At 65.8% G+C, this 21006-nt stretch carries 22 protein-coding genes; 13 read left to right on the top strand and 9 right to left on the bottom strand.

Going from position 1 to position 21006, the window contains the following annotated elements; all coding sequences use genetic code 11:
- Positions 1-3 precede the first annotated feature (3 nt).
- The 5 genes from ARGLB_RS12125 (at position 4) to ARGLB_RS12105 (ending at position 3273) form a co-directional block, all read left to right on the top strand.
- A complete protein-coding gene (locus ARGLB_RS12125; protein ID WP_003802823.1) occupies positions 4-657 on the top strand; it encodes an IclR family transcriptional regulator in 654 nt (217 codons plus the stop codon).
- A 301-nt stretch (positions 658-958) separates the two neighbouring features.
- Positions 959-1168, top strand: coding sequence for a hypothetical protein (locus ARGLB_RS12120; RefSeq protein WP_003802822.1), 210 nt, complete (start codon positions 959-961; stop codon positions 1166-1168).
- Positions 1169-1277: 109 nt separating this feature from the next.
- Entirely contained in the window at positions 1278-1580 is a 303-nt protein-coding gene (locus ARGLB_RS12115; RefSeq protein WP_003802821.1) for a DUF4193 domain-containing protein, read from the top strand.
- Positions 1581-1626: 46 nt separating this feature from the next.
- Entirely contained in the window at positions 1627-2715 is a 1089-nt protein-coding gene (locus tag ARGLB_RS12110; RefSeq protein ID WP_003802820.1) for a calcium:cation antiporter, read from the top strand.
- A gap of 63 nt (positions 2716-2778) precedes the next feature.
- Positions 2779-3273 carry a MarR family winged helix-turn-helix transcriptional regulator gene (locus ARGLB_RS12105; RefSeq protein WP_003802818.1) on the top strand — a complete coding sequence of 165 codons (495 nt, stop codon included), beginning with the start codon at positions 2779-2781 and terminating at the stop codon, positions 3271-3273.
- A 16-nt stretch (positions 3274-3289) separates the two neighbouring features.
- Here the strand turns inward: ARGLB_RS12105 and ARGLB_RS12100 are convergent, their stop codons facing one another.
- Together ARGLB_RS12100 and ARGLB_RS12095 are read right to left on the bottom strand one after the other, a co-directional pair.
- Complete coding sequence (locus tag ARGLB_RS12100; RefSeq protein WP_050934351.1) at positions 3290-4642, bottom strand: MFS transporter; 1353 nt, start codon at positions 4640-4642, stop codon at positions 3290-3292.
- Positions 4643-4822: 180 nt separating this feature from the next.
- Positions 4823-5482 carry a GntR family transcriptional regulator gene (locus tag ARGLB_RS12095; RefSeq protein ID WP_003802814.1) on the bottom strand — a complete coding sequence of 220 codons (660 nt, stop codon included), beginning with the start codon at positions 5480-5482 and terminating at the stop codon, positions 4823-4825.
- Between the two features lie 187 nt (positions 5483-5669).
- Here ARGLB_RS12095 and ARGLB_RS12090 point away from each other — a divergent pair, with 187 nt between their 5' ends.
- The 7 genes from ARGLB_RS12090 (at position 5670) to ARGLB_RS12060 (ending at position 12721) form a co-directional block, all read left to right on the top strand.
- Positions 5670-6632: a catechol 2,3-dioxygenase gene (locus ARGLB_RS12090; protein ID WP_003802812.1), complete on the top strand. Its 963-nt coding sequence runs from the start codon at positions 5670-5672 to the stop codon at positions 6630-6632.
- A gap of 37 nt (positions 6633-6669) precedes the next feature.
- Positions 6670-7908 carry a 4-oxalomesaconate tautomerase gene (locus ARGLB_RS12085; RefSeq protein WP_050934350.1) on the top strand — a complete coding sequence of 413 codons (1239 nt, stop codon included), beginning with the start codon at positions 6670-6672 and terminating at the stop codon, positions 7906-7908.
- A complete protein-coding gene (locus tag ARGLB_RS12080; protein WP_003802808.1) occupies positions 7905-8930 on the top strand; it encodes an amidohydrolase family protein in 1026 nt (341 codons plus the stop codon). Before ARGLB_RS12085 ends, ARGLB_RS12080 begins: the two co-directional genes overlap by 4 nt.
- A gap of 27 nt (positions 8931-8957) precedes the next feature.
- Positions 8958-9641 carry a 4-carboxy-4-hydroxy-2-oxoadipate aldolase/oxaloacetate decarboxylase gene (gene ligK / locus ARGLB_RS12075; protein WP_003802805.1) on the top strand — a complete coding sequence of 228 codons (684 nt, stop codon included), beginning with the start codon at positions 8958-8960 and terminating at the stop codon, positions 9639-9641.
- A gap of 17 nt (positions 9642-9658) precedes the next feature.
- Positions 9659-10582 (top strand): amidohydrolase family protein, encoded by a 924-nt coding sequence (locus ARGLB_RS12070; protein ID WP_003802803.1) that lies wholly within the window; start codon positions 9659-9661, stop codon positions 10580-10582.
- Between the two features lie 35 nt (positions 10583-10617).
- Entirely contained in the window at positions 10618-12021 is a 1404-nt protein-coding gene (locus ARGLB_RS12065; RefSeq protein WP_003802801.1) for an MFS transporter, read from the top strand.
- A 109-nt stretch (positions 12022-12130) separates the two neighbouring features.
- Complete coding sequence (locus ARGLB_RS12060) at positions 12131-12721, top strand: TetR/AcrR family transcriptional regulator (RefSeq protein WP_003802799.1); 591 nt, start codon at positions 12131-12133, stop codon at positions 12719-12721.
- 227 nt (positions 12722-12948) lie between these two features.
- Here ARGLB_RS12060 and ARGLB_RS12055 read toward each other — a convergent pair whose 3' ends face one another.
- The 6 genes from ARGLB_RS12055 to tkt all read right to left on the bottom strand — a co-directional run bounded on the left by ARGLB_RS12055 (position 12949) and on the right by tkt (position 19194).
- On the bottom strand, positions 12949-13521 hold the full coding sequence (locus tag ARGLB_RS12055) for a ribose-5-phosphate isomerase (RefSeq protein WP_003802797.1): 573 nt from the start codon (positions 13519-13521) through the stop codon (positions 12949-12951).
- A 34-nt stretch (positions 13522-13555) separates the two neighbouring features.
- Positions 13556-14575, bottom strand: a complete 1020-nt coding sequence (fbaA, locus tag ARGLB_RS12050; protein WP_003802794.1) for a class II fructose-bisphosphate aldolase — start codon at positions 14573-14575, stop codon at positions 13556-13558.
- Positions 14576-14614: 39 nt separating this feature from the next.
- Positions 14615-15088, bottom strand: coding sequence for a ribose-5-phosphate isomerase (locus ARGLB_RS12045; protein ID WP_003802792.1), 474 nt, complete (start codon positions 15086-15088; stop codon positions 14615-14617).
- A 10-nt stretch (positions 15089-15098) separates the two neighbouring features.
- Positions 15099-15818: a ribulose-phosphate 3-epimerase gene (gene rpe, locus ARGLB_RS12040; protein ID WP_003802790.1), complete on the bottom strand. Its 720-nt coding sequence runs from the start codon at positions 15816-15818 to the stop codon at positions 15099-15101.
- Positions 15819-15823: 5 nt separating this feature from the next.
- Positions 15824-16945, bottom strand: coding sequence for a transaldolase (gene tal / locus ARGLB_RS12035; RefSeq protein WP_003802788.1), 1122 nt, complete (start codon positions 16943-16945; stop codon positions 15824-15826).
- Positions 16946-17043: 98 nt separating this feature from the next.
- On the bottom strand, positions 17044-19194 hold the full coding sequence (gene tkt, locus ARGLB_RS12030; RefSeq protein WP_003802785.1) for a transketolase: 2151 nt from the start codon (positions 19192-19194) through the stop codon (positions 17044-17046).
- 155 nt (positions 19195-19349) lie between these two features.
- On the opposite strand from tkt, the gene ARGLB_RS12025 reads away from it, so the two are divergent.
- Positions 19350-20657 (top strand): helix-turn-helix transcriptional regulator, encoded by a 1308-nt coding sequence (locus tag ARGLB_RS12025; RefSeq protein ID WP_003802783.1) that lies wholly within the window; start codon positions 19350-19352, stop codon positions 20655-20657.
- Positions 20658-20732: 75 nt separating this feature from the next.
- Here the strand turns inward: ARGLB_RS12025 and ARGLB_RS12020 are convergent.
- Positions 20733-21006, bottom strand: a 274-nt coding sequence (locus ARGLB_RS12020; RefSeq protein WP_043418987.1) for a hypothetical protein, incomplete at its 5' end; no start/stop codon positions are given.

Here is a 21006-nt window from a genome sequence, read left to right as displayed (position 1 = left end):
CACATGCCGCCTACTGAACAGAACGGAAGCAACCGCACGCTGGAGCGGGCCGCCGCGATCCTCGACGCGGTGGGCCGGTCGGCCGTGTCAGCCAGTGAGCTGTCCCGGCGGACCGGCCTGTCGCTGTCCACAGCGCACCGCCTGGCCCTGCAGATGGTGGACTACGGCTTCCTCCGCCGCACCGAGGGCGGCACCTTCCGGCTCGGGCAGCGGTTCGTCCGTTCGGCCCTGGAGAACGTTGCCCTGCCCGTGCTCCATGAGCTCCGCGACCGCACCGGCGAGACCGCGCAGCTCTGGGTCCGGCGCGGGGACGAACGCGTCTGCCTCATCAGCGCGGACAGCCGCCACGAACTCCGTGCCACCCTGCCGCCCGGCTCGCGCCTCCCCCTGCCCGCCGGCTCCAGCGGCCGGCTCCTGGCCGCCGACGACGAGGTTCTGGCCGAGCTGGCATCGGCGGGCTGGATTGAATCGGTGGGGTCCCGCACCCCCGGCCTCGGGTCCATCAGTGCGCCTGTACAGACGGACGAGGGAATCATCGCCGCCGTCTGCCTCGCCATGCCACTGGCCCGGGTCACCGGTTCCCCGGGCCAGGACCACGGTGCCGTCGTGGTGGAGGCGGCGCGGCGGATCGAGGAAGCGGTGCGCGAAGGGCGCTAGGGTTCGGCTGGGGCCCTCTCGCGGCCGCTCCGCGCCGCTCCGGGCCAAAAAACGTTGACAAAGCGCCGGTTCCCCGGTTCTACTTTTATGCAGGCACCGAATATGACGCACGCGAACCGTACGCGTGGACAGGCTCACACCAGAGCCCGTGGGGGGCGGTGCACCAGCGGCCTACAGGCCACACATAGGGGCATCCGGTAGACGCTGCATACGCAGACATCCCGGAGCGCCCTGCCGCCGAATCGCGAGCGGCCCGCAAACTCTGAACAGCTCAAACGCTTCAACTCCCCAAAGGACACCCATGCCCAGCACCACGAAGACCATTGACATCCAGGTAGATGACCGCAAGATCCTCGACGAGAGGCTGGATGCCGCCGTCAGGTGCCTTCAGGAGGCGGCCATGCTCACCGGGACACACGGGATCATGGTCACGCGCAACAGGCCCGGGGACTACACCGCCACGCTTTCCGATCAGGTGCCATTCGGCATGACCCGCGAAATTTTCCTCTAAACTTTGGGGACCTTAACCCGTCCCCGGTATCCGGGAATACCTGGCGGCGCCCGCTCGTTGAGTCCTGCGAATGCGCGCCGTCCGGCGCACAGCCGAAGGAGTAAAAACCATGGCAACTGACTACGACGCCCCTCGCGTGGCTCAAGAGGACCAGCCGGCCAACGAATCCCTGGAGGCCATCCAGTCCCGCCAGGGCGGATCCCAGACTGCCCTGCTTGATGTGGAAGAAGCCGACACCGCCGAAGGCATCGACCTTCCCGGTGCCGACCTGTCGCACGAAGAGCTGCTGATCCAGGTTGTTCCGGTGCAGGAAGATGAGTTCACCTGCATGTCCTGCTTCCTGGTCCACCACCGCAGCCAGCTCGCGCGCGAAAAGGACGGCAAGAAGTACTGCTCGGAGTGTGAAGGCTAGCACCAGAGGGCTAGCTCTGAAGGGCCAGCACTGAGAAGATAGCGCTGTGCTGGCCCGGCTCCGATCGTCCTGGACCGCCGTCGTTCCCGTCGTCGGCCTGATCATGCTGGCCGTGACCTGGGGAGTTTCCCCCGGCCCGGTGCTGGCCACCGGCATCGCGGTAGTCCTGGTTGGCGTAGTGCTGGCGGCTGTGCATCACGCCGAAGTCGTAGCCGAGCGCGTCGGCGAGCCCTTCGGATCGCTTGTGCTGGCGGTCGCCGTCACCGTCATCGAGGTGGCCCTGATCGTCACCCTGATCGCCTCCGGCGGCGAAGGGAGCCACTCGCTGGCACGGGACACAGTCTTCGCCGCCGTCATGATCACGGCCAACGGCATCGTGGGGGTTGCCCTGCTGGTGGGCGCCCGAAAGTATGGCATTCCGCGGTTCAATCCGGAGGGAGCCGGGGCGGCGCTGGCCGTGGTCACCACCCTCGCCACGCTGACGCTCGTCCTGCCCACCTTCACATCGGCGCGGCCCGGACCCGAGTTTTCGCCCCTGCAGCTGGGTTTCGCGGCCGTGGCCTCCCTGGCGCTGTACGGCGTGTTCGTGCTGACCCAGACCGTGCGCCACCGCCACTTTTTCCTTCCCGTCGTGGCCGCCGACGACGGCGAAGACGGCCTCCATGGCCCCACCCCCACCAACCGGGCCACCTACACAAGCCTTGCGCTGCTGTGCGCGGCGCTGGTCGCCGTCGTCGGACTGGCCAAAACCGTATCCCCGGTCATAGAAGCGGGCGTGAGCCGCGCCGGGATCCCGGAGTCCTTCGTGGGCGTGGTCATCGCACTCCTGGTCCTGCTGCCGGAGGGTCTCGCGGCCACCCGGGCCGCATCGCGGAACCGGATTCAGATCAGCCTCAACCTGGCCTACGGCTCAGCCATTGCCAGCATTGGCCTGACGATTCCCGCCATCGCCGTGGCCAGCATCTGGCTGCAGGGACCGCTGACGCTGGGGCTCGGCGGCACGCAGATAGTCCTGTTCCTGCTGACGGTCATCGTGGGAACACTCACCGTCGTCCCCGGCCGCGCCACCCGCCTGCAGGGGGCCATCCACCTGGTGCTGTTCGCCGCATTCCTCTTCCTCGCCATGTTCCCGTAACTTCCGCCGGGACTCCGAGCGGCGGTCAGCCGCCTCCACCGGCCACTTCGATATCATGGCTTCATGACTTCCCCTCCAGGGAGCGACGATGACCTCCTGCTCGAGCGGCAGCTCTGCTTCGCCCTCGCTGTCGCCTCGCGCACCGTCATCGGCGCCTACCGGCCCGTGCTGCAGGAGCTCAACCTCACTCACCCGCAGTACCTGGTGATGCTGGCACTGTGGGAGAAGAGCCCGCGTTCAGTCAAGGAAATCAGCGATGCCCTCCTCCTGGTCCCGGCCACCCTTTCCCCGTTGCTCAAGAGGCTCGAGGCCCTGGGATATGTCACCCGCCGGCGCGTTCCCGGAGATGAACGCTCCCTTGCTGTCGGACTGACCCCAGAAGGGACCGCGCTCCGCGACCAGGCGATGGGCGTGCCCGGCACCATGCTGGCCAAGCTCGGCCTCACCCGCGCCCAGGCGGAGGACATCCACGTTGCCATGACGCAGCTCATCGAATCCGCCCAGGTCGATCACACCCTGCAGTCTGACCCCAGCCTGGAAGACGAAGCCACGGCCTAGCCGGAGCAGTCCCCCGTCAGTTGGCGTTCATGGCCTCGGGCTGGATGACGCCGTCGGCGTCCGTCACCGACGATGACCCAGTGCGGGCCAGTACCAGTTTCAAGACCAGCAGCGTTCCGGTGGCCACCAGCGCAGCCAGGGCAAAGATCCCGAAGCCCCAGCCCTGGTTGCCGGCGGCGAATAGCTGGCCGCCCATCCACGGGCCGAAGACCGCCCCGAAACGCCCAATTCCTGTTGTCCAGCCGATGGCTGTGGCACGGCTCGCCGTGGGATAGACGTGGGCGACGGCTGCGTACACCATGGTCTGCGCGCTGAACAGAAACACCCCGGCCGCGAACACCAGGACATACGTGGCAATCAGGGGCAGATGCGCCCCGAGGGAGTAGACGGCCGCCGCGGTCAGGGCGAACCAGATGATCGCCACGCGCACCGGGCCGAACCTGTCGGCGATCCGCCCGGCGATGAACATGCCCGCGATGCCGCCGCCGTTGATCACCAGGAGGAAGGCCAGCGCGGAACCGAGGTTGTAGCCTTCCGAGCGCATCAGCGCGGGCAGCCAGGTGCTCACGCCGTAGACCAGCAGCAGGCCGGCGAAGGAGGTCAGCCAGAACAGTGTGGTGATCCGCCAGCGGTCGCGGCTGAAGAGCTGCGCCAGGGCAGCTTTCCGGCCGGAGCCGCCTGTGGCCTCACCGGCAGCAGGAATGGGAAGGCTGTACCGCTGCGAGAGGCGTTCAGCGGCTGCGGCGCGGCCCTTGGCCACCAGGAAGGCCATCGATTCGGGCATGAACCGGGCCACGAACGGCACGGCGACGAACAACGGAACCACGCCGACGAAGAACACCGTCCGCCAGCCGAAGTCCTCCAGGAGCCAGATGCCCAACGTTGAAGCGGCGATGCCGCCCGCATGGTGCGCGGTCATGAGCACACCGATCAGCAGGTTGCGGCGCCCGTCCGGTGCGTACTCGGCCACCAGCGCAATCGCCGTCGGAAGCAGGCCACCCAGGCCAAGCCCCGCAACCAGACGGGCCGCGCCGAACAGAGTCACATCCGGGGCGAGCGCGCAGAAACCTGACGCGACGGAGAAGAGCACGCAGCACAGCAGCAGGACCCCTTTGCGGCCAATCCGGTCCGTGGCCAAGCCGGCGGAGAGCGCCCCGAGCAGCATTCCGAAGGTGGCGACACTGCCGACATCGCCTGCCGTCGCGGCAGACAGGCCGAAAGCCTTGTCGGCGAGCATGTCCGGCAGGGCGGCGCCGTAGACGAACAGGTCCAGGCCGTCAAAGAAGACCAGCAGCCAGCAGAGGGCGACGACGGTTGCCGCCACCGTGGCGGATGACCGGGTCCGATCAGGAAGAACTTCAGGAAGCATCGTTGCTGCCCTTTCGACAAGTAGGGGAAAAGCCTTGCGGCCGTCCCCACTGTAGGTGGTGACAACAATCACGTCAATAAAATTGTTAACAATTTAAATAACCGGACAAGGGAAGAGACCGCCTCCAGCCGCGTGGATGCGGCGGAAAGCGGCCTCGGCAGGGCGGTAGCGCCTGGGAAACTAGGGGTTGGTGGACCGGATGACGTCAGCAACGCTCTCGAGGTGCACCCGCATCGCCTCCGCAGCGGCGTCGGAATCATGAGCACAGACTGCATCAATAATTGCGAGATGCTGCGGGAGGGACACCGCCGGCCGACCGGGCTGGCGCGCGAGCCGGAACTGGAAGCGCACAGCCTGGCCGCGGAGACGCTGGATCGTTGCCGCAGCTGTCTGTTGGGCGCTGATTTCAATAAGACGGGCGTGGAGCGCCTGGTTGCCCTCGGAGTAGGATTCCCGGTCGCCACGCTCAACGGCATCCTTCATGCTCTCCGCCAGCTGCTGAAGCTCGGCGGCCTGGTCGTCAGTGATCCGCTCGGCGGCCTTCCGCGCGCAGAGCGCCTCCAGCGCCGCGCGCACCTCGGTGATTTCCACTGCCTCGTCGACAGATACCGCCCGCACCCTGGCACCGCGGTTCTGAACGCGCTCCACCAGGCCCTCGACGCTCAGCTCCGATAGCGCCACCCGGACGTTCCCCCTACTGGCCCCGTACTCGGCAGCAAGGTCAGCCTCAACCAACCGCTGGTTGGGTACTAGCTCACCATTCACAATGGCAGTGCGCAGCAGATCAGCCAGTTCGGCGGCCGTCATAGTCCGGTCCGGCGCTCCGTCAAGGGTCTCCACGTGTCGCCACCTTCCGGCGGCACTGACCGCCGCAGCATTGTTAGCAATTTCTCTCTAGGTTAGTTCATTCCCGCGGCAAACGATTGTGTTCACTAAATTGTTGACAATCATGGATGAGAGCTGGTTCACTCGAATGCAACGGCGTCGTTCGGCGGACGCCCTCCCCCGACCTGACAAAGGACAGCAAATGAACGACGCCTCTCACGACGTGGCGCACCTGGGCCACGTCGAACTCCTGACACCCGAATTCGAGAAGAGCCTGTGGTTCTTCACCGACCTCCTGGCCATGCGTGAAGTGGCCCGCGACGGCGACTCCGTGTTCCTCCACGCCTGGGACGATTACGAGCACCACACCATCAAACTCACGGCGGCCCCGACGTCGGGCGTTGGCAAGGTGGCGCTGCGCGCCTCCAGCGAGGCGGCGCTGCAGCGCCGGGTCGCGGCGATCAAGGCGAGCGGGCACGGCATCGGATGGCACGACGGCGGCCCTGGCCTCGGATCGACGTATGCGTTCACTGACCCGGACGGCCACCCGATGGATATCTACTACGAAACCGAGTGGCACGTCCCCACCGAGGAGTCCCGCCCGGCGCTGAAGAACCAGGCCTCCCGGTTTCCCGGCGTCGGCGTCAATGCCCGCCGGCTGGACCACGTGAACTTCCTGGCCGCGGACGTCACGCTCAACGGCAGCTTTGCCGCCGAAGCCCTGGGCGGCCGGGCCACCGAGCAGATCCGCCTCAACAGCGGCAAGCTCGGAGCCCAGTGGTTCACCTTCACGAACAAGAGTTACGACCTGGTCTACAGCGAGGACTGGACCGGCAGCAACGGCCGCCTGCACCACATCGCCTTCGCCACCGACACCCGCGAGGACATCCTCAAGGCAGCAGACATCTTCCTGGAGAACGGCATCCACATCGAGTCCGGACCGCACAAACACGCCATCCAGCAGACATTCTTCCTGTACGTCTACGAGCCCGGTGGAAATCGGATCGAGTTCTGCAACTCCGGAGCCCGGATGATCCTGGCCCCGGACTGGAAGACGGTCGAGTGGACCGAGGCCGACCGGGCCAAAGGCCAGGCGTGGGGCATGAAAACCATCGAATCCTTCCACACCCACGGCACCCCGCCGGTCGCCGTTCCCGCGCACTAATCCCGTCCAACTCCGCCCCGCCCACAGGAGAAACAACGTGTCCCCTCACTCACTCACCGCTGTAGCGGCCTCGGCGTCAGCTACGGCACCGCCGGGTCCGCGCCGGGCCGGCAGTCAGTTGGCGATCCCGTGCTGGTTCATGCGCGGAGGAACCTCCCGGGGTCCGTTCTTCCGGGCACGTGACCTGCCGCAGTATCTTCCCGCCCGCGACGCCATCCTCCTGGCCGCCATGGGTTCCCCGGATCCGCGGCAGATTGACGGGCTGGGCGGGGCGCACCCGCTCACCAGCAAGGCCGGGATTGTCGCCCGCAGCAGCAGGCCCGGCGTCGACCTCGAGTTCCTGTTCGCACAGCTCCAGCCCGACAGGGACACCGTGGACACCACCCCCAACTGCGGCAACATGCTGGCCGCGGTGGTGCCGTTCGCCATTGAGTCGGGGATACTAACCCCCGACGGCGACATCACCACCGCGCGCGTCCTCACCCTGAACACCAACATGGTCGCCGAGATCAGCGTGCCAACACCGTTGGATGACTCCGGCCGGTACGTCGAGTACGCCGGGGACGCGCGGATCGACGGCGTTCCCGGCGCCGCGGCCGCCGTCGAAATAAACTTCCTCGACACCGCCGGTTCCATCTGCCATTCCTTGCTGCCCACGGACAATGTCCGGGATACCGTGACCATCCCAGGGTTCGGGCCGGTTGAGGTGACCTGCATCGACAACGGCATGCCCCTGGTCATCGTCAGCGCGGCCGACCTCTACCGCACCGGCCAGGAAACCGCTGCGGAGCTGAACAAGGACCGGGAGCTCAAGGACCGGCTCGAGGCCCTTCGGATCAGCTGCGGGGACCTCATGGGCCTGGGCGACGTGACCGCGAAAAACTACCCGAAGATGACCCTGGTATCCCCGCCCATCAACGGCGGGACGATCAACACCCGCAGCTTCATCCCGCACGTCTGCCACGAATCGATTGGCGTGCTCGCGGCAGTCACCGCCGCCACTGCCTGCGTCCTCGACGGCACCGTTGCGTACGCCGTCGCCACCGTCTCCGGCGGCGCATCCCGCACCGTCTCCGTGGAGCACCCGGGCGGGGAATTCACCGTCCAGCTGGGCCTTAACTCCGCCGACCCTGCGGATCCCGCCCGGGTGGAGAAATCCGCCCTGCTGCGCACCGCCCGCCTCATCATGGCCGGGAACGTGATGGTCCCGGCACACCTCTGGAACCCTGCGGACCCCTCTTTCCCGGCATCAGCGCCCAAGGAGCAAAAACAGTGATTATCGATATCCACGGCCACTACACCACGGCCCCGCCGGCACTCGCCGAATGGCGAGACCGGCAGATCGCCGGCCTCAAGGACCCGTCCCGGGCACCCCGGCCGTCCGAGCTGAAGATCTCCGACGACGAACTCCGGGAAAGCATCGAGCAGAACCAGCTGCGGCTCATGAACGAACGCTGCATCGACCTCACGGTGTTCTCACCCCGGGCATCCTTCATGGCCCACCACGTCGGCGGGTTCGAAACGTCCGCCGAATGGGCAGCCATCTGCAACGAGCTCTGCTACCGCGTCAGCCAGCTCTATCCCGAACGCTTCGTCCCCGCCGCGATGCTCCCGCAGTCCCCCGGTGTCGACCCCGCAACCTGCATCCCCGAACTCACCCGCTGCGTCGAGGAATACGGCGCCGTCGCGCTGAACCTTAACCCCGACCCGTCCGGCGGCCACTGGACCGCCCCGCCGCTGACGGACCGCTCCTGGTACCCCATCTACGAAAAGATGGTGGAATACGACATCCCGGGCATGGTCCACGTCAGCACCAGCATCAACCCCGCCTTCCACACCACCGGCGCGCACTACCTGAACGCCGACACCACCGCCTTCATGCAGCTCATCCAGGGCAACCTCTTCGCAGACTTCCCCACACTGAAGCTGGTCATCCCCCACGGCGGCGGCGCCGTGCCCTACCACTGGGGACGGTTCCGCGGCCTGGCCATGGCCCTGAAGAAGCCCGCGCTCGAGGAGCACCTGCTGGGCAACGTCTTCTTCGACACGTGCGTCTACCACCAGCCCGGCTTGGACCTTCTCCTGGACGTCATCCCTACGCGGAACATCCTGTTCGCCTCCGAGATGATCGGCGCCGTCCGCGACATCGACCCCTGCACCGGGCACAACTTCGACGACACCGCCCGCTACATCGAATCCGCCGGACTCAACGAGGCGGACCGCGCCGGGATCCAGGAACACAACGCCCGCACCGTCTACCCCCGCCTCAACGCACTGCTCAAACAGCAGGGCCGCTAACCACTCTTTCAAAAGGAGCACAGACCCATGCATGAACTCGGAGTCGTCCACCGCACCATCACCCGCGCAACCGAAGCCGACGTCAAAGCCCTCTCCGCCTTCGGCGTCAGCACCATCCACGAGGCCATGGGCCGGCTCGGCCTGATGCGCCCCTACATCCGGCCCGTCTACCCCGGCGCGAAAGTCTGCGGCACCGCCGTCACCGTCCTCCTGCAGCCCGGCGACAACTGGATGCTGCACGTCGCCGCCGAACAGGTCCAGCCCGGCGACGTGGTCGTGGCCGCCTGCACCACCGAATCCGAGGACGGCTTCTTCGGCGACCTCCTCGCCACCTCGCTCCGCGCCCAGGGCGCCGAAGGGCTCATCATCGACGGCGGCTGCCGCGACGTGGAAACCCTCCAGGAAATGGACTTCCCCGTCTTCAGCCGCGCCATCAACTCCAAAGGCACCGTGAAGGCCACCGTTGGTTCGGTCAACGTTCCGGTTGTTTGCGCGAACGCCCTCGTGAACCCCGGCGACGTGGTGATCGGCGACGTCGACGGCGTCGTCGTGGTTCCCGCCGCCCGCGCGGCTGAAGTTGCGGCCGCCGCCCGCACCCGCGAGGACAATGAAGAAAACAAACGCCAGCGGCTCGCCGCCGGCGAACTCGGCCTGGACATCTACTCCATGCGCGAACGCCTCACCGCCGCCGGACTCCGGTACACCGACTGAACTGGCCAGGAGAACCAATGAGTACCACAACCTTCACCAAGTCCCCCGGCTGGCTGGACTGGTACAGCAACCCCTCCAAACCCCGCTTCCAGCTGCCGGCCGGTGCCGTGGACGCCCATTGCCACGTTTTCGGCCCCGGATCCGAGTTTCCTTTTGCTCCTGAACGGAAGTACACGCCCTGCGACGCCGGCAAGGAACAGCTGTTTGCCCTCCGCGACCAGCTCGGCGTCAGCCGCAACGTCATTGTCCAGGCCACCTGCCACGGCGCCGACAACAGGGCCATGGTCGATGCGGTACAGGCCGCCGGGAACGGGGCCCGCGGGGTCGCCACCGTCCGCCCGGATGTTGCTGACGCCGAACTCCGCAGGCTGGACGACGCCGGCGTCCGCGGAGTCCGGTTCAACTTCCTCAAGCGTCTCGTCAACAGTGCCCCCAAGGAGGAACTCGCGGAGATCGCCCGCCGGATCACCCCGTTTGGCTGGCACGTGGTGGTCTACTTCGAGGGCACCGAACTGGAGGAGCTGCAAGGTTTCTTCCGCTCGCTGCCCGTGCCATTGGTGGTGGACCATATGGGACGCCCGGACGTGACCAAGCCGCCGTCGGGCCCTGAGTTCAGCAGGTTCCTGCACTTCGTCGAGCAGAACGATGTCTGGGTCAAGGTCAGCTGCCCCGAACGCCTGAGCATTTCAGGCCCGCCGGCCCTCGACGGCGAACCGGCACCCTACGGCGACGTCGTCGCCTTCGGCCGGACCGTCGTCGAGGAGTTCCCCGACCGCGTGCTCTGGGGGACCGACTGGCCACACCCGAACCTCACGGACCACATGCCCGACGACGGGCTGCTGGTCGACTACATCCCGCGCGTAGCCTCCACTCCGGAACTGCAGCACAAACTGCTCGTCGACAACCCGATGCGCCTCTACTGGCCAGGCGAAGAAGCCTAGGCAGCCACCGTTCCCCCGCTCCCCAAAGGATTTCAATGATGCACTCCAATGCCGCCAACCGCCTGGACCGGTTACCGATCTCCAGGTTCCACAAGATCACCCTGGTCGCAGTGTCGCTCGCGTATTTCTTTGAATTCGCTGACATCAACAGCTTCGCCACCACGGTCCCTAAGCTGATTAAGCTATGGGGTGTCTCCATCAACCAGATCGCGTACGTCACGTCCGCATCCTTCATCGGCATGTTCTTCGGTTCACTCATTGCGAGCTGGCTGGCCGACCGCTGGGGACGCAAGAAGGCACTGGTCATCACAACTCTGTGGTTCTCCGCTTTCTCGTTCGCAGCCGTGTTCTCGTGGGACATCGTGTCATTGGGCGTCTTCCGCGTCCTGACCTCGGCGGGGCTTTCTGCCATGACCGTGGTGGCTGTCATCTATGTCAATGAGATGTTCCCGGCGGCCAAGCGCGGCAAATTCCAGGCCTATGCCATAGTCATCGGCATTTGCGGCACGCCCGCCACCAACCTCATCGCCAGCATGGTGGTCCCCTTGGCGGACTGGACCTGGCGGCTGGTGTATTTATGGGGTGCGCTGGGCATCCTCTTCATCCTCTTCACGGGACACCTCAAGGAATCCCCGCGCTGGTACGAGAGCAAAGGCGAGTTCGCCAAGGCCGCGGCCATTCTGGACGAGATTGAGGCGCGCGTAACGGCAGAGAAGGGACTCCTCCCTGAACCGGCCGCCCCGGTCGAAGCCCCCGCAGCAGTCAAGGCACCGCTGAAACTGCTGCTGCAGAAAAGGTACCTGGCACCAACGGCCCTGCTCACGGTTCTCTGGGTGACACAGACCATCGGGTTCTTCGGATACTCCAGCTGGGCGCCGACGCTCCTGGCCAAGGAGGGCTTCAGCGTTGAGAACTCCCTCTTCTATGTTGCCCTGACCACCGTCGGCGCGCCGCTGGGCTCGTACCTCGCATCCCTCGTGACTGACCGTTTTGAACGGAAATGGTGCCTTGTGGCCTTCGGCTCCGTCATCGCGGTTTGCGGCCTCTTCTACGGGCTGACGTTCAACCCCGTCCTGATCGTCGTGTTCGGCTTCCTCGTCAACCTGTTCGAACGCGGTTACACCGCCCTTGGCTACGCCTACTCACCGGAACTGTTCGATACGACCGGGCGAAGCATGGGCACCGGCATCTCCTACGGCCTCGGCCGGCTCTCCAATGCGGCGGGCCCCTTAATCATCGCGGCGTTGTACAACAGCAGCGGCTACCAAAGTGTCTTCATCTTTATCGCCGGAACATGGCTGTTCGGAGCCGCGCTTCTTGCAATCTTCGGACCGAAGACCAGGCAGGTCCGCCTCGCCGCCGCACAGGCCACGGCCGCAGCTCCGATCGACGGAGCTGCTGCCGATGCCGATGCCGTTCAGCCGGGCAGGAGGGGCTAAGCACCGGCCGCAACCATGAACCGCAAATGCCCGGCCGGGGTAGCCGGCCGGGCATTTGCATGCCGTATTCCCGTCGGAATATTGCATGCCAGAGGTAGAATTTGCAGGCATGAGGCCAGTCAGAGACAACCTTGAAGATCCTGATGACGTCCGCACCCGTATTGTGGTCACCGCCTACCAATTGTTCTCCCACCGCGGAATCCGTGACGTCGGCGTCGACGAGCTGATCCGCGCCTCGGGAGTTGCCAAGTCGACGTTCTACCGGCATTTCCCGTCGAAGGACGACGTGGCGTTGGCCTTTTTGAAGCGCCGGGACGAGCTGTGGATGATGGGATCGGTGGTCCCGGAAGCCAAGAGCAGGGCAGACAACCCCGAAGACCAGCTGCTGGCCATCTTCGATGTGTACGACCAGTGGTTCCAGGAGGATGACTTCGAAGCCTGTTCCTTCGTGAAGGTGCTGCTGGAAATGGGGGCCACGCATCCGCTGGGGCGGGCCAGCATTGAGTATCTGGCCCGAATCCGCCATCAGGTACGGCTTTTGGCGGACGAAGCGGGCCTGGAGGACTCCGAGGCGTTCGCCCTCTCCTGGCACATCCTCATGAAGGGTTCGATCATCGCCGCCGCCGAGGGTGACAGGCTCTCGGCCCGCCGCGCCCGGCGGATGGCCAGCGGACTGATCGCCACGCACCGCCCGGCATAGTTCCTCCGGAGTTCTTGTACAGATAAGGGGTTCTACAGCCCCATGAACTGGCGATATTTGTAGAAAGATTCCGTGGAATTAGAGCCCGACGGCGGTTATGGCCTGGTCGTAGAGCTCCGTCGTCGAAATCACCGGCGGGGATTACGTGTGGTGAGGGCGAAGCGCATTGACGGCTGGGGCCTGCTTAGCGGGGCCAGCGTGGAGATTCGCGCGCAAGGCGGGACGTTTCATGCGCTGACGCTGATGCGCGCCAGGGCGTCCCTTCTGCTGATCTCGCATGCCAGCGGGGTGAGGCAGGTTTCGTAGTCCGCGATCTGCGCTATGCGGCGTTTGTGCCGGGAGTCATGGGTGAAGGGCTCCTGGAGGAAAAGGGCCGCGAATTTGAGGCATTCTTCCGGTGTGTGTTCGCGGGCGCCGAGGGCGATGACGTTCGCGTCGTTGTGCTGCCGGGCCAACCGCGCAGTTGACTCGTTCCAGACCAAAGCGGCGCGGATGCCCCTGACCTTGTTCGCCGCGATCTGTTCACCGTTGCCGGCGCCGCCGATGACGATGCCGAGGCTTGGCCGGTTGTCGTTGATGTCGCGGGCGACGCCCTCGGCGGCGCCGATGCAGAAAGCCGGATAGTCGTCCTCGGCGTCGTACGCCGTCGGCCCGTGGTCCACCACGTCATACCCCAGGCTGGTCAGTTCCTGTTGCAGCGAACGGCTCAATTCAAGACCCGCATGGTCGGTGCCTAGATGGACCCGGTACGCAGCCCCGGCTCCGCGGCGCACAGTGGCTGATGATGGTTCAGTGCTCATGTGATCACTTTCAACGTGTAGTGGTGGTAATTGGCTAGAGGGTCTTGCCGGCGGAGCCGAGCTGCTGGGTTGCTTCCACAATCCGTGCGGCGAGGCCGGCCTCGGCGGAGGCGCCCCAGACGCGGGGATCGTAGGTCTTCTTGTTGCCCACCTCGCCGTCGACCTTCAGGACACCGTCGTAGTTGCGGAACATGTGGTCCGCCACCGGACGCGTGTACGCGTACTGGGTGTCCGTGTCGATGTTCATCTTGATCGTGCCGTAGGACACGGCGTCCGCGATCTCCTGGTCCGAGGAACCCGAACCGCCGTGGAACACCAGGTCGAACGGGCTGTCCTTGCCGATCTTCGCCCCGACCTGGGCCTGGATGTCCTTCAGGATCTCCGGACGCAGCTTCACCCCGCCCGGCTTGTACACGCCATGCACATTGCCGAACGTCAGCGCCGTGATGTAGCGGCCGTTCTCCCCCGAACCCAGCGCCTCCACCGTGGCCAGGGCGTCTTCGACCGTGGTGTACAGCTTCTCGTTGATCTCGTTCTCGACGCCGTCCTCCTCGCCGCCGACCGTGCCGATCTCAACCTCGAGGATGATCTTGGCGGCAGCGGTCCGGTCCAGCAGCTCACGGGCGATCCGCAGGTTTTCCTGCAGCGTCTCGGCCGAGCCGTCCCACATGTGCGAGTTGAAGATCGGGTTCCGGCCGGCCTTGACCTCCGCCTCCGAAGCCGCCAGCAGCGGCAGCACGAAACCGTCCAGCTTGTCCTTCGGGCAGTGGTCCGTGTGCAGGGCGATGTTCACGTTGTAGTTCTTGGCCACCTCACGGGCAAACGCCGCGAAGCCCAGCGACCCGGCAACCATGTCCTTCGTCGAGGCACCGGACCAGTACGCCGCACCGCCGGTGGAAACCTGCACAATGCCGTCAGACTCCGCCTCCGCGAAACCACGCAGCGCCGCGTTCAGCGTCTGCGAAGAGGTGACGTTCACGGCCGGGAACGCGAAGCCGCCCTTCTTGGCACGGTCGATCATCTCGGCATAGATCTCTGGGGTTGCAATGGGCATGCTGACTCCTTGCTCCGGATGTCTGGGTGAAGCGCCGAATTACTCGGCAACCTCGCCGGTGGACTCATAAGTGGCAATCTTGCCGATGCGGCGCTCGTGGCGTTCGGCATTGGTGAATGGTTCGGCCAGGAATGCCTTGATCAGTTCGGTGGCCTCTTCAACGGTGTGCTGGCGCCCGCCAACTGCGACGACGTTGGCGTTGTTGTGCTGACGGGCCAGTTTTGCGGTGTCCAGGTTCCAAGCCAGCGCAGCACGCACGCCCTTGACCTTGTTCGCGGAGATCTGCTCGCCGTTGCCCGAGCCGCCCAGCACGATCCCGAGGGCATCGACGCCCGCGGCCTGGTCTGCGACGACGGCGGTGGCGGCGTTGATGCAGAAGGCCGGGTAGTCGTCCTCGGCGTCGTAGGTGGCCGGCCCGTGGTCAACCATCTCGTAGCCGCTGGCTGACAGTGCCGTGATGAGGTGGGAGCTCAGCTCCATGCCGGCGTGGTCGGTTGCGATGTGAACGCGCATGAGTGGTCCTTCAGGCTTGCTGGAATACGACGTTGTTGGGGCGCGATGCTGTTGGGCCGAAGGCGAGTTGGCCCTTTGCCCGCAGCGACTCAATGGCGTCCTCAGGTGACGGCTTGCCGTACACGGCCGATCCGGCGACGAAGACGTTGGCGCCGGCCTCGGCGGCGCGGATGATGGTTTCTTCCGTGATGCCGCCGTCGACCTGGATGGCGACGTCAACTCCGGAGCCGTCAACCGCGGCGCGGGCGCGGCGGATCTTGGGCAGCATGACGTCCAGGAATGCCTGGCCGCCAAAGCCCGGTTCGACCGTCATGATCAGCAACATGTCCAGTTCGGGGAGCATGTCCAGGTATGGTTCCATCGGCGTGGCCGGGCGCAGTGCCATGCCTGCCTTGGACCCGCGTGCGCGAAGCTCGCGGGCGAGCTTGATAGGGGCGTCGGACGCCTCGACGTGGAAGGTCACCGAGCTCAGGCCGGCGTCAGCGAACTGGGGCGCCCAGCGGTCGGCATTGGAAATCATCAGGTGCGCGTCCAGCGGCACGGGGCTGACCTTCTGGATCCGCTCGACGACGGGCAGACCAATGGTCAGGTTCGGCACGAAGTGGTTGTCCATGACATCCACGTGCACGGCGTCGGCGTTGCTGATGCGGGCCAACTCAGCTTCAAGGTTGACGAAGTCGGCCGAGAGGATGCTGGGGTTGATACAGCAATTCAGGGGTGAAATGGACATGATGTCTAGGAGGCCTTCCGTGCGGTGGAGAGGGCGCCGTTGACGTCGGCCAGCAGTTCCTTCCAGCTGGCAACAAACTTGTCCAGGCCTTCGGATTCCAGGAGGGCGACGACGTTGTTGTAGGAGATGCCGAGGTTCTCGAGGGCGTTGAGGACGGTGTTCGCTTCCCGGTAAGTGCCGGTGATGGTGTCGCCGGTGACCACGCCGTGGTCGAACGTGGCGTCCAGGGTCTTCTCCGGCATGGTGTTCACGATGCCGGCGGCAACGAGTTCGGTGACGTAAAGGGTGTCCGGGTAGGCCGGGTCCTTCACACCGGTGGAAGCCCACAGCGGGCGCTGGGGGCGCGCGCCGGCCTCGGCCAGCACTGCCCAGCGTTCGGTGGAGAAGAGCTCTTCGTAGACCTGGTACGCGAGGCGGGCGTTGGCAACGCCGGCCTTGCCCTTGAGTGCCTTGGCTGCGTCGGTGCCGATCGCATCCAGGCGCTTGTCGATTTCGGTGTCCACGCGGGAGACGAAGAACGACGCGACGGAGTGGATCTTGGAGAGGTCGTGGCCGTTGTCCAGAGCCTGCTTCAGGCCGGCCTGGAAGGCGTTGATGACGGCCCGGTAGCGCTCGAGGGAGAAGATCAGGGTCACGTTGACGCTGATGCCTTCCGCCAGCACGGCGGTGATGGCTTCCAGCCCTTCAATCGTGGCCGGGATCTTGATCAGGACGTTGTCCTTGTCGACCTTTTTGTAGAGGTTCTTGGCTTCGGCGATCGTGCCTGCGGTGTCCCAGGCCAGGCGCGGGTCAACCTCGATGGAGACGCGGCCGTCGACGCCGTTGGTGGCGGCGGCGATCGGGGCGAAGAGGTCGCAGGCGTCGGCGACGTCCGCCGTCGTGATCTCGAAGATCGTCTCCTCGACGCCGGCGCCCTGCGCCGCGAGTTCGGCGATCTTTGCGTCGTAGTCGGTGCCGGAGGTGATCGCGGCCTGGAAGATGGACGGGTTGGTGGTCACGCCGACGACGTTCTTTTGGTCGATGAGCTTCTGCAGGCTGCCGCTGTCGAGCCGCTCCCGGGAGAGGTCGTCCAGCCAGATGGACAAACCGGCGTCGGAAAGCTGTGCGGTGGGTGTTGCGTTGGTCATGGCTTCTGCTACTTCCTTCGAAAAATGATGACAGTTTGCAGTGCCGCGGGACGCCCGTGGGGGCCGTCCCGCGGCACCGGCCGCAGCGCAGGTGGGAATTAGTTGCCCGCGGCGGCGAGGGAGTCCTTGGCGGCGGCAGCGACTGCTTCCGCGGTGATGCCGAACTCCTGGAACAGGCGCTTGTAGTCTGCCGAGGCACCATAGTGCTCAAGGCTGACGGAGCGGCCGGCGTCGCCGACAAATTCCTTCCAGCCCAGGGCAAGACCTGCTTCGACAGAGACGCGGGCCTTGACCGCTGCCGGCAGGACAGCCTCGCGGTAGGCGGCGTCCTGCTTGTTGAACCACTCGACGCACGGCATGGACACCACGCGGGCGGCGATGCCTTCGGACTGGAGGGCTTCGCGGGCCTGGACGGCCAGCTGGACTTCCGAGCCGGTGGCGATCAGGATGACCTGCGCATCCACGGTCTTGCCGTCCTTGGATGCCTCGGCCAGCACATAGCCGCCCTTGGCCACTCCGGCCGGGGAAGCGAAGGTGTCGCCCTCGGCGGCGCCCCCGCCGCGGGCGAACGTCGGGACGTTCTGGCGGGTCAGGACGATGCCGGCCGGGTTCTCGTGGTTCTCCAGGATGGTCTTCCACGCGATGCCAACTTCGTTGGCGTCGGCCGGGCGGACGACGTCCAGGCCGACGATCGCACGGAGGGTGGCGAGCTGTTCCACCGGCTGGTGGGTGGGGCCGTCCTCGCCGAGGCCGATCGAGTCGTGCGACCACACATAGATGGACGGGACACCCATCAGGGCGCCGAGGCGGATGGCCGGCTTCTGGTAGTCGCTGAAGATCAGGAACGTACCGGAGAATGCGCGGGTCTTGCCGTGCAGGGAGATGCCGTTCACGATCGAGGCTGCGGCGTGCTCGCGGATACCGAAGTGCAGGACGCGGCCGTAGGGGTTGCCCTTCCACGCTTCAGTGGAGCGGGAAGCCGGGATGAACGACGGCGAACCCTCGATCGTGGTGTTGTTGGACTCTGCGAGGTCAGCCGAGCCGCCCCAGAGTTCCGGCATGACCGGGCCGATGGCGTTCAGGACCTTACCGGACGCGGCGCGGGTGGACACGTCCTTGCCTGCTTCGAAGACCGGCAGGGCAGCCTCGAGTTCGGCGGGCAGCCGGCGGGCCTCGACGCGCTCCAGCAGGGCAGCGGCCTCGGGGTTGGCGGACTGCCAGGCGGCGAAGGACTCTTCCCATTCCCTGCGGGCGGCCGCGCCGCGATCCACGACCCGGCGGGCGTGGGCCAGCACGTCCTCGTCTACCTCGAAGGACTTGGCGGGGTCGAAGCCGAGGACGTTCTTCAGTGCTGCCACTTCATCGGCGCCGAGGGCTGAACCGTGGATCTTGCCGGTGTTCTGCTTCTTCGGGGCCGGGTAGCCGATGATGGTGCGAAGCGAGATGATGGACGGCTTGGAGGTCTCTGCCTTGGCAGCCAGCAGCGCCGAGTAGAGCTCCTGGACGTCTTCGACGTATTCGCCGGTCTCGGTCCAGTCCACGCGCTGGGTGTGCCAGCCGTAGGCTTCGTACCGCTTCAGGACGTCCTCGGTGAAGGCGATGTCAGTGTCGTCTTCGATGGAGATGTGGTTCTCGTCGTAGATGACCACGAGGTTGCCGAGCTCCTGGTGCCCGGCCAGGGACGAAGCCTCAGAGGTCACGCCTTCCTGGATGTCGCCGTCGGAAGCGATGACCCAAATGGTGTGGTCGAACGGGCTCTCGCCGGCGGGAGCATCGGCGTCGAACAGGCCGCGCAGGCGGCGCTGGGAGTAGGCGAAGCCGACCGAGGAGGCCAGGCCCTGGCCCAGCGGGCCGGTGGTGATTTCCACGCCCGGGGTGTGCTTGTATTCGGGGTGGCCGGGGGTCAGCGCGCCCCACGTGCGCAGCGCCTGAAGGTCCTTCAGTTCCAGGCCGTAGCCGGAGAAGAACAGCTGGCTGTACAGCGTCAGGGAGGAGTGCCCGGGGGAGAGGATGAAGCGGTCACGGCCGATCCATTCCGGGTCGCGCGGGTCGTGGCGCATCAGCTTCTGGAACAGCAGGTAAGCGGCCGGAGCCAGGCTCATGGCGGTGCCGGGGTGGCCGTTGCCCACCTTCTCCACGGCGTCGGCGGCCAAAACGCGGAGTGTGTCCACTGCCCGCTGGTCCTCGGACGTCCAGTCGAGTGTTGTGGTGCTGTCTGTGATAAGCGTCGCGGTTGCTGTCGGATTCACAATTGATCCCCTTTGATTCGGTTCGTCGGCCTGCGGCGGCCGAACGGATGCTTTTCCGGTTGACACCCATACTCCCGAAACAAATGGGTAGGGGTAACACTGTTTTCTGACGGTTTTTACTACACTTTCGGACTGGGCGGCCGTAAACTGTTCCAATGAGCGCAGCCACCGACCAGCCCATCAAGGCGTCCACCATGCCCGTTTCAGACCTGCCATGGCCGCTGCTGCATTCCGTGGCAGCAGTAGCCGATGCTCCCCTGACCCAGATAGCGGAGCGCCTACGTGATGCGCTGCTTCCCTACCTTGGCAGCAGCGCACTGGTGATCTTCACCGAAGACTGCACGGGGCGGCCGCAGAAGAAGGCAGGTGCGGAAGAAATCATCTCCCGGGTTTCCATCGCCGAGCTTGACGCGCTTCGGGCCACCCTTTCGGATGAGACCCCCTGGTTCGGGGAGGCCGAGCTTGCCGGCCGACCCCGGGCCGCCCTGGCCCTGAAACACGCCTCCAGCCAGGCCCTCCTCGTCATCACCGATCCCCAGCCCGCCGATCCCGGCCATAACGCCGAGCTGGACCTGGTGAGGTATCTCTGGAACCTTGCTGCCAAGCGGATCCAGGAGAAAGTGGCCGATGCGCCGCCGTCGTACCTGCTGGAATCCCGGGCGGCCTCGGCTGAACGCATCCGTGTGACGGCGGAACTGACCGACCTGCACTCCACCACCCTGGAGACCCTCCTGGCAGCGCTGCGCTCGTCCCAGTTGGACAATGCAGTAGCCCGCACAACCGTCACTGACCTCACCGCCAAGGCCCTGGTCAAGCTCCGTACCCTCAGCGACCGCACGACCGACCTGGTGGAAGAACCGGTCGCCAAAGCCTTCGAACGCCTGCGGGAGGACCTGCGACCGCTCACCAGCTACAGCGGCATTGAGGCCGAGTTCATCGAACCGCCGCTGAATGGACGGGCCCTCCCCGGCGAAGTTGCCCACGCGGCAAGGGCAGTCGTCCGCGGACTTGTGCTGGCCATGATGGAACAACCTGAGGTCAGCAGAATCCGGACGCAGTGGGACTGCGACGGCGAAAACCTGCTGATCAACGTGCGCGACGACGGCCGCGGTGCACTTGCCGCCGATGCGCCGAGCATCAGCCGCCTGGACCGCCGGGTCCAGGCACTCACCGGCCAGCTGCGGATGGACGTCATGCCGGGCTGGGGTGCGGACGTCTTCGTCTCGCTCCCCCTGGACCTGCCGACACGCCCCGCCGGGGATGTCGCCGGATGGAACCTTGCCGCCCGGGAACTCGAAGTGCTCCAGCACCTCGCCGCCGGAAACCGCAACCGCACCATCGCCTCAGCGATGGGCATCAGCGAGAATACGGTCAAGTTCCATGTGCGGAACCTGTTCAAGAAGCTCGACGTCGGCTCACGCACCGAGGCCATCGCCCTGGCGCACAACCACGGCCTGCGGTGACGGTGTAGGAACCCGGCACCCAAAACGGCGGCACCCGAAAGGGTGCCGCCGTCGTCGTATCTGGCTCTGCTGAGCTTATGCGGTCATGGTGGCGAACATGAGGGCCATGGTGGTGGCGCTGAGGGCTTCGAGGGCGTGTTCGGTGCGGGTGGAGTGTTTGGTGGCTGTGTGGTGGGTGGTTGTGGTCCGGCGGGCGAGGAGGATGAGGAAGGTCAGGGCTGCGGTGGTGAAGAGCAGTGTGAGCAGGATGCCGGGTGGGTGGTCGAGTGGTGGTGCCGCTGGTGCGGTGGTGTGGGGTGTGGTGGTCATGGCGTGGTGGCCGGCCGGCATGGACGTATGGTCTGCCGGG

Source organism: Arthrobacter globiformis NBRC 12137 (assembly GCF_000238915.1).
GTDB classification, from domain to species: domain Bacteria; phylum Actinomycetota; class Actinomycetes; order Actinomycetales; family Micrococcaceae; genus Arthrobacter; species Arthrobacter globiformis.
This window is presented reverse-complemented; position numbering and strand designations above follow the sequence as displayed.

Coding starts and splice junctions, on each gene's coding strand:
- ARGLB_RS12125 (WP_003802823.1), top strand. CDS start 4: ATGCCGCCTACTGAACAGAACGGAAGCAACCGCACGCTGGAGCGGGCC.
- tal (WP_003802788.1), bottom strand. CDS start 16,945: ATGACCAACGCAACACCCACCGCACAGCTTTCCGACGCCGGTTTGTCC.
- ARGLB_RS12090 (WP_003802812.1), top strand. CDS start 5,670: ATGAACGACGCCTCTCACGACGTGGCGCACCTGGGCCACGTCGAACTC.
- ARGLB_RS12045 (WP_003802792.1), bottom strand. CDS start 15,088: ATGCGCGTTCACATCGCAACCGACCACGCCGGCATGGAGCTGAGCTCC.
- ligK (WP_003802805.1), top strand. CDS start 8,958: ATGCATGAACTCGGAGTCGTCCACCGCACCATCACCCGCGCAACCGAA.
- ARGLB_RS12120 (WP_003802822.1), top strand. CDS start 959: ATGCCCAGCACCACGAAGACCATTGACATCCAGGTAGATGACCGCAAG.
- rpe (WP_003802790.1), bottom strand. CDS start 15,818: ATGTCCATTTCACCCCTGAATTGCTGTATCAACCCCAGCATCCTCTCG.
- fbaA (WP_003802794.1), bottom strand. CDS start 14,575: ATGCCCATTGCAACCCCAGAGATCTATGCCGAGATGATCGACCGTGCC.
- ARGLB_RS12060 (WP_003802799.1), top strand. CDS start 12,131: ATGAGGCCAGTCAGAGACAACCTTGAAGATCCTGATGACGTCCGCACC.
- ARGLB_RS12065 (WP_003802801.1), top strand. CDS start 10,618: ATGATGCACTCCAATGCCGCCAACCGCCTGGACCGGTTACCGATCTCC.
- ARGLB_RS12105 (WP_003802818.1), top strand. CDS start 2,779: ATGACTTCCCCTCCAGGGAGCGACGATGACCTCCTGCTCGAGCGGCAG.
- ARGLB_RS12025 (WP_003802783.1), top strand. CDS start 19,350: ATGAGCGCAGCCACCGACCAGCCCATCAAGGCGTCCACCATGCCCGTT.
- ARGLB_RS12070 (WP_003802803.1), top strand. CDS start 9,659: ATGAGTACCACAACCTTCACCAAGTCCCCCGGCTGGCTGGACTGGTAC.
- ARGLB_RS12055 (WP_003802797.1), bottom strand. CDS start 13,521: ATGAGCACTGAACCATCATCAGCCACTGTGCGCCGCGGAGCCGGGGCT.
- ARGLB_RS12115 (WP_003802821.1), top strand. CDS start 1,278: ATGGCAACTGACTACGACGCCCCTCGCGTGGCTCAAGAGGACCAGCCG.
- ARGLB_RS12100 (WP_050934351.1), bottom strand. CDS start 4,642: ATGCTTCCTGAAGTTCTTCCTGATCGGACCCGGTCATCCGCCACGGTG.